Raw genomic sequence first — 10,653 nt, 5'->3', positions numbered from 1 at the left:
GCGCGCCTGGCGCGTATGACGCTCATGCGATCGAGGTGCTGGAGGGGCTGGAGCCCGTCCGGCGGCGGCCCGGCATGTATATCGGCGGCACCGACGAGCGGGCGCTGCACCATCTCGCCGCCGAGGTGCTGGACAACAGCATGGACGAGGCGGTGGCCGGCCATGCGACGCGGATCGAGATGGTGCTGGAGGCGGCGGAGGGCGCGGCGGGGCGGCTCACCGTCGCCGACAACGGCCGCGGCATGCCGGTCGACGAGCACCCGAAGTACCCCGGCAAGTCGGCGCTCGAAGTGATCATGACCATGCTGCATTCGGGCGGCAAGTTCAGCGACAAGGCCTATGCGACCTCGGGCGGCCTGCACGGCGTCGGCGTCTCGGTGGTCAACGCGCTCTCGGTCGACACCGAGGTGGAGGTGGCGCGGGACAAAAAGGTCTGGCGCCAGACCTTCTCGAAGGGCTTGCCGACCTCTCCGCTGGAGGCGGTCGGCGCCACGCAAAATCGCCGCGGCACCAGTGTCGCCTTCACGCCGGACGCGGAGATTTTCGGCGAGGACGCGCGGTTCAAGCCGGCGCGGCTCTACCGGCTGGCGCGCTCCAAGGCCTATCTGTTCGCCGGCGTCGAGATTCGCTGGAAATGCGATTCCTCGCTGATCTCCGACGACACGCCGGCGGAGGCGGTGTTCCAGTTCCCCGGCGGCCTCGCCGATCATCTGCGCGAGCAGATCGAGGGCAAGGAGCTGGCGACCTCGACGCCGTTCACCGGCAAGCATGAGTTCGCGAACGGGCAGGGCTCGGTCGAATGGGCGGTCGCCTGGCCGCTCTGGGGCGAGGGCTCGGCCTCCTATTATTGCAACACCATCCCGACGCCGGACGGCGGCACGCATGAGCAGGGGCTGCGGCACGCCCTCACCAAGGGGCTGCGCGGCTTCGCCGAGCTGATCGGCAACAGGAAGGCGAAGGACATCCAGGCCGAGGACGTCACCAACGGCGCCGAGATCATGCTCTCCGTCTTCATCCGCGACCCGCAATTCCAGAGCCAGACCAAGGACCGGCTGACCTCGCCCGACGCGGCGCGGCTGGTCGAGGCGGCGGTGCGCGATCATTTCGACCATTATCTCGCCGATCATATGGAGCGGGGGCGGGCCCTGCTCGGCTTCGTGCTCGAACGGATGGACGAGCGGCTGGCGCGCCGCGCCGAGCGCGAGATCAAGCGCAAGACCGCGACCTCGGGGCGCAAGCTGCGCCTGCCCGGCAAGCTCACCGATTGCGCCAATGACGATCCGGCGGGGACCGAGCTCTTCATCGTCGAGGGCGACAGCGCCGGCGGATCGGCCAAGCAGGCGCGGGACCGCAAGACGCAGGCGATCCTGCCCATTCGCGGCAAGATCCTGAACGTCGCCGCCGCCACCGCCGACAAGATCCGCGCCAACAGCGAGATCGCCGATCTGATCCAGGCGATCGGCTGCGGCACGCGTGAGCGCTGCAACCCGGACGATATCCGCTACGAACGGATCATCATCATGACCGACGCCGATGTCGACGGCGCCCATATCGCGACCCTGCTGATGACCTTCTTCTTCCAGGAGATGCCGGAGCTGGTCCGCCGCGGGCATCTCTATCTCGCCCAGCCGCCTCTCTACCGGCTCGCGGCCGGCGGCAATATCGCCTACGCCCGCGACGAGGCGCATCGCGCGAAGCTGGAAGCGACCCAATTCAGGGGCAAGAAGGTCGAGGTCTCGCGCTTCAAGGGCCTCGGCGAGATGAACCCCGGCCAGCTCAAGGAAACCACGATGGACCCGAAGTCACGCGGGCTCATCCGGATCACCCTGCCGCAGGACCCGGAGGACCGGTTCGCGGTCAAGGAGAGAGTCGATCAATTGATGGGCCGGAACCCGGAATACCGCTCACACTTCATCCAGACGCGCGCCGCCGAGCTGAACGAGGAAGAGATCGACGCATGAGCCGACCGAGGCCCCGCCCCGCGCCGCCCAAGGCGCATCTCTGGACGATCGGCCGCGCCTCGATCGTCGGCATCGTCACCGGGCTGGCGGCGGTGCTGATGGTGAGCTTCCGCGATCCACGCGACGTCGGGCTCTATCCTTATGCCGCCCTGCTGGCGCTGACCGCCTTCTGCGGCGCCTCGGTGCTGTGGATCACCGCCTTCGACATGCGCGAGCGTGGCACCAGCGGCCGGATGCGGCCGGTCAGGACGTTCGACATCGCGGTCGGCCTCGGCCTGCTCGCACCTTCGCTCTACGCCTTCTGGCGGATTTCCGGCCCGCTCGGCCTATAAGGCCGGCGCATCCTCGCGGGCGAGCGCGGCCTCCACCATCCGCTCCCAGACCGCCGTGTCGCCCACCGCCGCCATCGCCTCGTCCGGCTCGCGCAGCGTGCGCAGGATCGAAAGCGCGTCCGGGCGATAATCGGGCCAGACGCGGTCGACGACGTCGCCGGCCGAGGGGTCGCTGCCGTCCGCGTTGCTGCTGACGATCCGCCCGGCGATCACCCGCGCGATCCGCTCGACGATATCCGTATTCGAAACCGGCATCTTCACATCTCCTCACAAATCGGTCTGGTGACGTAACGGTGGAGCGCGGCTTCGGTTTCGCCTAGCGCTGCGGCATGACGCGCCTGCTCCTCGCCCTGCTCGCCATCCTCGTCTTCGCTCAACCCGCTGTTGCGCAGCCGGCCGATCCGGCGCTGCGCGCCCAGGCCGAGCGCGTCGTCACGCTGCTGCGGGGCCAAGGCGATCCAGCGGCCCTGTTCAGCCCCGCTTTTCTGGCCCAGGTGCCGGCGGACCGGGTGCGGGCGATCGCCGCGCAGCTCACCGGCCAATATGGCGCGGTGCGCGCCCTGGCCGCGCTCGACGCCCAGTCGGCGACGGCGGGGACTTTGCGCGTCGATTACGAGCGCGCCGTGGTGACGATCACCGTCCAGATCGCGCCCGCGCCGCCGCATCTGATCAACGGTCTGCTGGTCACCAATGTCGAGATGCGCGGCGACACGATGACGGCGGTGCTGGCCGAGCTGCGCGCCCTGCCCGGCCAGACCGGGCTCGCTATCGCCCGCCTCGGCGACGGGCCGCCTGTCCTAGTCGCCAGCCACGAGCCCGATCGACCGCTTGCGATCGGCTCGACCTTCAAGCTCGTCATCCTCGCCGAACTGAGCCGCCAGGTTCGCGCCTGCCAGCGGCGCTGGAGCGATGTCGTGCCGCTCGACCGCCGCTCCATCCCCACCGGCGCGCTGCAGAATTGGCCGGCCGGCGCGCCGCTCACCCTGCACACGCTGGCGGCGATGATGATCTCGGTCAGCGACAACACGGCGACCGACACCCTGCTCCATCTGCTTGGCCGCGAGACCGTCGAGCGGATGATGACGACATTGGGCTTCGCCGCGCCGGGCCGCAACCGGCCGTTCCTGTCGACGCTGGAAATGGCGGCGATCAAGGCCGGCGGCGAGCCGGCCATCGCCGCCTGGCGCGCGGCGGACGAGGCGGGGCGCCGGCGGCGGCTCGCCGCTTATACAGCGGCGGATGCGGCGCGGATCGACACCACGCTCTTCGCCGGCAATCCGATCGCGCTCGATATCGAATGGTTCGCGTCGCCCAGCGACCTGGTCCGCGTCATGGACTGGCTGCGGCGCGAGGGCGACGAGAGCGCGCGGGCAATTCTGACGATCAACCCGGCGCTCGCCCCGGCCTTGCGCGGCAACCTGGCCTATGTCGGCTACAAGGGCGGGTCGGAGTCGGGCGTGCTCAACCTCACCTGGCTGATCCGCACCCGCGCCGGTGAATGGCTCGTCGCCACCTCGAGCTGGAACAATCCGGCCGCGCCGGTCGAGGAAAGCCGGCTGATCGGCCTGATGGCGCGCGCCATCCGCCTGGCCTCCGGCGGACAGCCTTAACCGCTTGTTCGCCGCTTTTCGCTAGAAGATGGCTCCCTATTCACTGCGGGAGCCGTGGCATGGCGAGCGCGTCCTTCGGCCGCAAAGGCCTTTCCGCCGACGTCGTCGGCCAGCCGGCACGGCGCCGGGCCCAGTTCGGTCAGGCCGGAGCCGCGCCTGCCGATGTCGCTTCCGCCGATCCCGTCGCCGACCGGCGCGCCGCCTTTCTCGCCGCCGAGCGCGCGCGGGCGGCGGACCTCGATCATGCCGGCGACGGTGAAGCGCCCACCGCCACTGCCGGCCGAACCAAAACGATCATCGTCGGCGGGAAATCGCTGGGCACCGCCTATGTGCTGTGGTTCTTCCTCGGCGGATTCTCCGCCCACCGTTTCTATCTCGGCACGCCGCTGACCGCGATCGCGCAGGTCGCGCTCTGGTATGTCAGCCTGATGGTCTTCATGGCCGGCAATGCCGGCGCCTTCTACCCGCTGACCCTCGGCTGGCTGTGGATCCTCGGCGACATCTTCTTCATCCCGAAACTCCGCAACGCCGCCAATGAGAAAGCGCGGCAACGGGCGGAGCGGATCGAGCTGGCACTCACCTCGTGAATCGTCCTTTTTTTACAATGAAACTAAAAGTTATATATTGACATCTTCTTTGCGAGAGCGCACGAGTCGCCCCAGAACGGAGACTCGGCATGAATTACGATCGCCAATTCCAGAACGAGCATAATGGCCCTCTTCGCGCTGAAGTGCGAACGCGCCTGACGAAGATCAAGGACGGACGGAACTGGACGCTCGCGGAGCTCGGAGAAGAGCTCGGATTTTCAGGAGCGTTTGTTAGTCAAATTCTCAACGAAAAAAATCCTGCGCGGGTTCGTTCCAAACACATGGGAAGAATCGGTGACGTGCTGAAGCGTCTTGAAGGCACTGGTCAAATCACCGCCACGGAGACCACAACGGCCTCTAAGGGAGAATCATCCGTCCGCTCGGAGTCGCTGGCTGAGCTGGTGCGGGCAGCTCACAAGCTGGGGTTTTCAGTGGAGTTTAAGCCGCTCAGTATTTGATCAGCTCGTAACCGCGGGCGCGATCAGCGGGAAACGGGGGATATCCACGGCGAAGCGCTCTCCGTCCGCGCCGACCATGAAATAACGGCCCTGCATCGATCCAGTCGGAGTCGGCAGCGGGCAGCCCGAAACATAATCGAACGCCGCGCCGGGCTCGATCACCGGCTGCTCGCCGACCACGCCCTCGCCGCGCACCTCGTTGCGGCCGCCGCGGCCGTCCGAAATGATCCATTCGCGGGTGAGCAGCTGCACCGGCCGGGAGCCTCCATTCTCGATCCGGATATGATAGGCCCAGAACCAGTGGCCGCGCGCCGGCTCCGACTGCTCGGGCAGGAAGCTCACCGAGACGCGGACGATGACGTCGCCGGTGCGGGCGGAATGGGGGAACAAGGCGTCCACGCGAAGGCTTCTGTGAGCGACGTCGCGCGTGGTCAATCGGAAAGCGATTTCAGCCCGCCATCCGGGCGAGCCGCGCGACCAGCCGCTCGCGCGCGGCCAGGACCTCGGCGCGGCGATCGACGAGCACGTCGCGCGCCAGCGCCGCGCCGCTGATCCTCAGCCCCTCGCCCACCGCCGTATCGTCGACCGCGCCGCCTGCGCGCAAGACCGGCGGCAAGGACAGAAGACGTTCCTCGTCCAGCCCATAGCCGAGCTGGCCGAGCAGCAGCAGCTCGTAGCGGACCAAAGCCGCCGCCCAGCCGCGTGCGCTCGGCGCCGCCTCGATCGCGTCGAGCAGACCCGCCAGCCCCGCATGGAGCGCGGGATAAGGCTGACCTTCGGGCAAGGCGGCGGCGGTGAGCGCCGCGGCCCATTCGATCCCGGCGGCGGCGAGCGGCTCGGCGAACAGATGGGCGCGGCTGTGAATCAGTTCCACATCGAGCTGGGCGAGCTGCGCGTCGGTGCGGGCGCGGAACGCCGCCTGCACGACATTGCCCGGCGCCAGCACCGGCCGCAGGCGCCGCGACCGGCCGCCGCGCACATAGCCCGCCTGCAGCCCGTCCGCCGGGGTCAGCGCCCGCGCGATCGCCCCATGCTCGCCATGGGCGCGCACCGCGACGATGATGGCCTCGCACTCGATCCGCATCGGCCGTCAGCCCTTCGGCCGTCGCGGGCGCTGCTTCGCCGAGATCGACTTGATGATCAGCCGCTGGGGCGCGGTCGGATCGATCGGCCAGTCGGTGAGCGCAAGCGCCTCGTCGATCAGCGCCTGGATGCGCGGGTCGTCGGACGCCTCCGGCGTGTGGAGCCGTACATTGCGGACGCGGCTGCCGTCGCCCTTCAGCAGGCGGTGCGGATCGGCGAGCTGGGCGCCCCACAGGAAGCAGAGCGTCACCCATCGCGGCATCACCGCCAGCGAGAGGATTGCCTCGCCGGCCTTCTCGCTGCGGCCGAAGCCGATCGCGAGCGCATTGTAATTGTCGTAGACGAGGATTTGCGCGCCCGGGACGCGTGCCTTCATTTTCTCCAGCAACGCGCGTGTCAGGGCCGCCGCTTCGGGCGTGAACTTGTCGATAAACGAGTCGAGCTGGCGCTGGGCATCGTCCATCGCCGCCTTATAGCGCGACGAACGCCTTGCCGCCCATCGCCGATTGGGATTACGGTTGCGGTCCGGGCAGCGTCGAAAGCGTCCGGAGATCCGGGGGGATGATGCGGTTCCGGAGGGCTGCGCCGCGGGCGCTTATTGTCGCCGTTGGGCTTGTCATCCTGGTGCTGACGCTCGGCTCCAACCTGTTGTTCGGCGGCATGACCACGACGGTCGAGCGCAACCAGATCGAGCTGATGCGTTCGATCATCGCCTTCAACATCGAAGGTGCGGGAGCGAACGCGCTGGCGCGGGCCGAGATGACGGCGTCCGACCCGCTGGTGCGCGAGCTGCTGGCGCGGCGGGACCGGCCCGGCCTGCTCGCCCACACCCTGCCGATGTTTCTCGAGCAGCGCGACAAATATGGCGTCGACCAGGTCCAGTTTCACCTCGCCCCCGCGACCTCCTTCCTTCGCCTCCAGGCGCCGGAACGGCACAGCGACGATCTCAGCCGCTTCCGGCCGATGGTCGTGGCGGTGAACCGTGAGCGGACCGCGCGGCGTGGCGTCGCGGTGGCCTCGACCGGTCCGGCGGTGTTCGGCGTCGCCCCGGTCCGCGATCCGGCCGGCAATCATGTCGGCAGCGTAGAGTTCGGGCTCGATTTCGGCGCTTTGCTCGACCGGCTGAAGGCAGCCTACGGGCTCGAGCTCACTCTGTTCATCGATGAGGGGCCGCTGCGCACCTACGCCCGCGGCATCCGGCCGGGCGTGATCAGCGAGCAGAACCGGGTCGGCACAACGATGCGGCTGCACTCGACCAACTGGACGCTGATGCAGGACCTCGTGAACGGCGACGACCTGCGCATCCATGACGAGACGCGCGACTGGGTCCGCGACGCCGGCGGGACATCCTATGGCGTCGTCCTCTATCCGCTGCGCGACGGATCGGGCCAGACCTTGGGCGCGATCGCAGTGGCGAGGAGCTTCGAATCCACGCGCGGCGCGGCCGGGCGCTCGAACGTGCTGCAGATCCTGTTCGCGTTGCTCGGCTTCGTGGCGCTTGTGGGTGTCATCCTGATCGTCGTGCGCGGCTATCTGGTGCGGCCGCTGGCCGCGATCACCGCGCGCTTCGCGACCGTTGGCACGGACGAGCGGCCCGAGCCGGACGAGGACGACCGTTTCCTTGCCGAGGAGATGCAGGCGCTGGCCGAGGAGCATCGCCGGATCGCCGACCTGGTCGAGGGGAAGAGAAAGCGGTGAGCCGGCTGCTCGCCTTGCTGCTCCTGCTCCTGGCGGCCGCCCCCGCGACGGCACAGGCTCCGGCGGCCTCGCCGCCGACGCCAACGGCCGCGCCTCCGGCCACGACGCCCTCCCCAGCCCCGGCCGCTCAGCAGGCGCGGGCGCTGACCGCGCTGCCGCTCGACAGCGGACTGCCCGTCGTCGTCCGCGCCGGCCTGGGCTTCGGGCATGTCGAGGCGATCGACGAGAATGAGGAGGCCTTCACCGCGACGGTCGATCTTCGCCTGCAATGGACCGACCTTCGGCTGCGCTATCCGGCGGAGGAGACGCCGGCCGGCTATCGCGAATGGCGCGGACCGGCGGTGGATGCGCAGCTGGCGACGATATGGAGCCCCGAAATCGGCCTCGCCAACATGCGCGGCGAGCCGAGCCGGCAGAGCCGCAGCCTGAGGCTCTTTCCCGACGGGCGGGTGGAGCTGCTGCGCCGCGTCTCGGCAACCTTCGCGGCGCCGCTCGACGTCCGACGCTTTCCGTTCGACCGGCAATATCTGGCGGTCGAGCTGGTCTCCGAGGACGAGACCGCGAACCAGGTTGCCCTCGACTACCGGCAGGACGATCTCGCCTTCAGCCGCGCCGATCCGGCGATCGAGATCCCCGGCTGGGACCTCGGCGTGGTGACGCTGACCCGCGATCCGCTGCCCGGCTGGTATGGCGAGAGCTACGCGCGGCTGCGCGTCGCGCTGGAGGTCGACCGGCGGGCGCTGCAGACCGTGCCCGGCCTGTTCGTGCCATTGCTCGCCTCGCTGCTGATCCCGTTGCTCGGCACCTGGCTCAACGAGCTGCGCAACGGCGAGTTCGAGATCGAGGCGTTCGAGTTCATCAATATCATGATCGGCGGGCTGTTCGCGGTGATCGCGCTCAGCTTCACCGTCTATTCGGAGCGCAGCATCCTCGCCTCGGGGGTCAACACGATATCGATGCTGTTCGCGTTGAACTTCGCGGCGCTGGCGGTCGCCATCCTCATCAATGTGAGCATCGTGCATTTCAGCGCGGTGCGCAGGGTCGCGGGCCGGCACGTCCAGCATGAGAGCTTCCTCTTCATTTTCTGGGCGCTGCCGGTGACGGTCGCCGCCTGCGCCGCTGCCCTGATCCTGATCGCCGCCGCCTGACCGGCTTTCCGCGGCCAGGCGGACTGCCTAAGTGAGCCGCGACATGCATCGCGCCTGCGTCATCGTGATGAACTCCGCGCTCGGCCCGCTCGACTATCGCGTGCCGGAGGGGATGGCGGTCGAGCCCGGAGCGATCGTCGCCGCGCCTTTGGGACCGCGCCAGCTGGTCGGCGTGGTCTGGGAGCCGGAGCGGTTGCCGACGACGGAGGTCGAGGCGGGCCGGCTGCGACCGCTAATCCACGCTTTCGACGTGCCCCCGATCCACGCACCGCTCAGGCGGCTGATCGAATGGACCGCGGATTATTATCTCTCGCCGCTCGCCAGCGTGCTCCGTATGGCCCTGCCCTCCTCCGGCGCGCTGGAGGGCGCGCGCTCGATCACCGAATATCGCGCCACCGGCGATGTTCCTGACCGGCTGACCCCGCAGCGCGCCCAGGCGCTGGAGCGGATCGGCGAGCGACAGGGGCTGATCGGCGAGCTGGCGACCGTCGCGGGCGTGTCGGACGGGGTGGTCCGCGGCCTCGTCAAGGCGGGTGCGATCGAGCCGGTCGAGGTTTCGATCGACGATCCCTATCCCGACCCCGATCCCGATTTCGCGCCGCCCGCGCTGGAGCCGGCCCAGGCGGACGTCGCCGCAACTTTGCGCGAAGCGGTGGCCGGTGCCGCCTTCGCCCCCTTCCTGCTCGACGGCGTCACCGGATCGGGCAAGACAGAGGCCTATTTCGAGGCGGTCGCCGAGGCCGTTCGGCATGGCGGACAGGCGCTCGTCCTGCTCCCCGAAATCGCGCTCACCGAGCCTTTCCTGAAGCGTTTCGCCGCCCGCTTCGGCTGCGACCCCGTGCCCTGGCATTCGGGCCTCAGGCAATCGCAGCGCCGGCGCGCCTGGCGGGCCATCGCCAGCGGCGAGGCGCGGGTCGTGGTCGGGGCGCGCTCGGCTTTGTTCCTGCCTTACGCGAAGCTCGGCCTGATCGTGGTCGACGAGGCGCATGAGGCGAGCTTCAAGCAGGAGGAAGGCGTTCAGTACCACGCCCGCGACGCGGCGGTGATGCGCGGCCATTTCGAGGGCATCCCGGTCGTCCTCGCTTCGGCCACGCCGGCGATCGAGACCCGCACCATGGTCGAGAGCGGCACCTATCGCGAGCTCCGCCTGCCCGACCGCTTCGGGGGCGCAAAGCTGCCCGACATGGCGGCGCTCGACCTGCTCAAGGACCCGCCGCCGCGCGGTCGCTGGCTGGCGCCGACCCTGGTCGTGGAGCTGGAGGCAAATCTCGAAGCCGAAGAGCAGTCACTGCTGTTCCTCAACCGCCGCGGCTACGCGCCGCTCACCCTCTGCCGCCATTGCGGCTTTCGCTGCCAATGCCCCAATTGCCCCGCCTGGATGGTCGAGCACCGCTTCACGCATCGGCTCGCCTGTCACCAGTGCGGCCATGTCATGCCCGCGCCGCAGGCCCGCCCGGAAGGCGGCGAGGAGGACAGCCTCGTCGCCTGCGGCCCCGGCGTCGAGCGGATCGCCGACGAGGTGGCGGCCCTGTTCCCGGACGCGCGGACCGCTGTCGTGACCTCGGACACAATCTGGTCGCCGGCCAAGGCGGCGGAGTTCGTCGCGCGGATGGAGGCCGGCGAGATCGACATCGTCATCGGCACTCAGCTCGTCACCAAGGGCTATCACTTTCCCAACCTGACTTTGGTCGGGATCGTCGATGCCGATCTCGCCCTTTCCGGCGGCGACCTGCGCGCCGCCGAGCGGACTTTCCAGCAGATCCGCCAGGCCGCGGG

The 10,653-nt window shown here is 69.0% G+C and carries 12 protein-coding genes; 8 read left to right on the top strand and 4 right to left on the bottom strand.

Annotated features, from left to right (window positions below):
* Window positions 1–1,961: DNA topoisomerase IV subunit B (parE, locus tag ACT4N3_RS06380; RefSeq protein WP_444854372.1), on the top strand; the 1,961-nt coding region annotated here is incomplete at its 5' end.
* Window positions 1,958–2,293, top strand: a complete 336-nt coding sequence (locus tag ACT4N3_RS06375; protein WP_444854371.1) for a hypothetical protein — start codon at window positions 1,958–1,960, stop codon at window positions 2,291–2,293. The genes parE and ACT4N3_RS06375, both read left to right, overlap by 4 nt.
* Here ACT4N3_RS06375 and ACT4N3_RS06370 read toward each other — a convergent pair.
* A complete protein-coding gene (locus ACT4N3_RS06370) occupies window positions 2,288–2,548 on the bottom strand; it encodes a hypothetical protein (protein ID WP_444854370.1) in 261 nt (86 codons plus the stop codon). The genes ACT4N3_RS06375 and ACT4N3_RS06370 overlap by 6 nt on opposite strands.
* Before the next feature lie 74 nt (window positions 2,549–2,622).
* Here ACT4N3_RS06370 and ACT4N3_RS06365 point away from each other — a divergent pair, with 74 nt between their 5' ends.
* The 3 genes from ACT4N3_RS06365 (at window position 2,623) to ACT4N3_RS06355 (ending at window position 4,948) form a co-directional block, all read left to right on the top strand.
* The gene (locus tag ACT4N3_RS06365; protein WP_444854369.1) at window positions 2,623–3,903 is read left to right on the top strand and encodes a serine hydrolase; all 1,281 of its coding nucleotides are present in this window, start codon (window positions 2,623–2,625) and stop codon (window positions 3,901–3,903) included.
* A 59-nt stretch (window positions 3,904–3,962) separates the two neighbouring features.
* A complete protein-coding gene (locus ACT4N3_RS06360; RefSeq protein WP_444854368.1) occupies window positions 3,963–4,490 on the top strand; it encodes a TM2 domain-containing protein in 528 nt (175 codons plus the stop codon).
* 89 nt (window positions 4,491–4,579) lie between these two features.
* Window positions 4,580–4,948, top strand: a complete 369-nt coding sequence (locus ACT4N3_RS06355; RefSeq protein WP_444854367.1) for a hypothetical protein — start codon at window positions 4,580–4,582, stop codon at window positions 4,946–4,948.
* Here the strand turns inward: ACT4N3_RS06355 and apaG are convergent, their stop codons facing one another.
* From apaG to ACT4N3_RS06340, 3 genes are read right to left on the bottom strand one after another with little or no spacing between them, the layout of a single operon-like run.
* Window positions 4,949–5,347, bottom strand: coding sequence for a Co2+/Mg2+ efflux protein ApaG (gene apaG / locus ACT4N3_RS06350; protein ID WP_444854366.1), 399 nt, complete (start codon window positions 5,345–5,347; stop codon window positions 4,949–4,951).
* Window positions 5,348–5,396: 49 nt separating this feature from the next.
* The gene (gene recO / locus ACT4N3_RS06345; RefSeq protein ID WP_444854365.1) at window positions 5,397–6,032 is read right to left on the bottom strand and encodes a DNA repair protein RecO; all 636 of its coding nucleotides are present in this window, start codon (window positions 6,030–6,032) and stop codon (window positions 5,397–5,399) included.
* Window positions 6,033–6,038: 6 nt separating this feature from the next.
* Complete coding sequence (locus tag ACT4N3_RS06340) at window positions 6,039–6,494, bottom strand: hypothetical protein (protein ID WP_444854364.1); 456 nt, start codon at window positions 6,492–6,494, stop codon at window positions 6,039–6,041.
* A 98-nt stretch (window positions 6,495–6,592) separates the two neighbouring features.
* On the opposite strand from ACT4N3_RS06340, the gene ACT4N3_RS06335 reads away from it, so the two are divergent.
* The 3 genes from ACT4N3_RS06335 to priA all read left to right on the top strand — a co-directional run.
* A complete protein-coding gene (locus tag ACT4N3_RS06335; protein WP_444854363.1) occupies window positions 6,593–7,729 on the top strand; it encodes a cache domain-containing protein in 1,137 nt (378 codons plus the stop codon).
* Entirely contained in the window at window positions 7,726–8,877 is a 1,152-nt protein-coding gene (locus ACT4N3_RS06330; RefSeq protein WP_444854362.1) for a hypothetical protein, read from the top strand. The genes ACT4N3_RS06335 and ACT4N3_RS06330 overlap by 4 nt, the downstream gene beginning before the upstream one ends.
* A 43-nt stretch (window positions 8,878–8,920) precedes the next feature.
* On the top strand, window positions 8,921–10,653 hold a 1,733-nt coding region (gene priA / locus ACT4N3_RS06325), incomplete at its 3' end, for a replication restart helicase PriA (RefSeq protein ID WP_444854373.1).

Origin of the sequence: Sphingosinicella sp. (genome assembly GCF_052388015.1) — a bacterium.
GTDB lineage: Bacteria > Pseudomonadota > Alphaproteobacteria > Sphingomonadales > Sphingomonadaceae > Allosphingosinicella.
Note: the sequence above shows the minus strand (reverse complement) of the source record. Positions and strands in the feature narration are given on the sequence as shown.

What these genes read in the sequence shown, in the direction of transcription:
- recO (WP_444854365.1), bottom strand. Translation starts at nt 6,032, where the DNA reads ATGCGGATCGAGTGCGAGGCCATCATCGTCGCGGTGCGCGCCCATGGC.
- ACT4N3_RS06365 (WP_444854369.1), top strand. Translation starts at nt 2,623, where the DNA reads ATGACGCGCCTGCTCCTCGCCCTGCTCGCCATCCTCGTCTTCGCTCAA.
- ACT4N3_RS06355 (WP_444854367.1), top strand. Translation starts at nt 4,580, where the DNA reads ATGAATTACGATCGCCAATTCCAGAACGAGCATAATGGCCCTCTTCGC.
- ACT4N3_RS06370 (WP_444854370.1), bottom strand. Translation starts at nt 2,548, where the DNA reads ATGCCGGTTTCGAATACGGATATCGTCGAGCGGATCGCGCGGGTGATC.
- ACT4N3_RS06335 (WP_444854363.1), top strand. Translation starts at nt 6,593, where the DNA reads ATGATGCGGTTCCGGAGGGCTGCGCCGCGGGCGCTTATTGTCGCCGTT.
- ACT4N3_RS06360 (WP_444854368.1), top strand. Translation starts at nt 3,963, where the DNA reads ATGGCGAGCGCGTCCTTCGGCCGCAAAGGCCTTTCCGCCGACGTCGTC.
- ACT4N3_RS06340 (WP_444854364.1), bottom strand. Translation starts at nt 6,494, where the DNA reads ATGGACGATGCCCAGCGCCAGCTCGACTCGTTTATCGACAAGTTCACG.
- ACT4N3_RS06375 (WP_444854371.1), top strand. Translation starts at nt 1,958, where the DNA reads ATGAGCCGACCGAGGCCCCGCCCCGCGCCGCCCAAGGCGCATCTCTGG.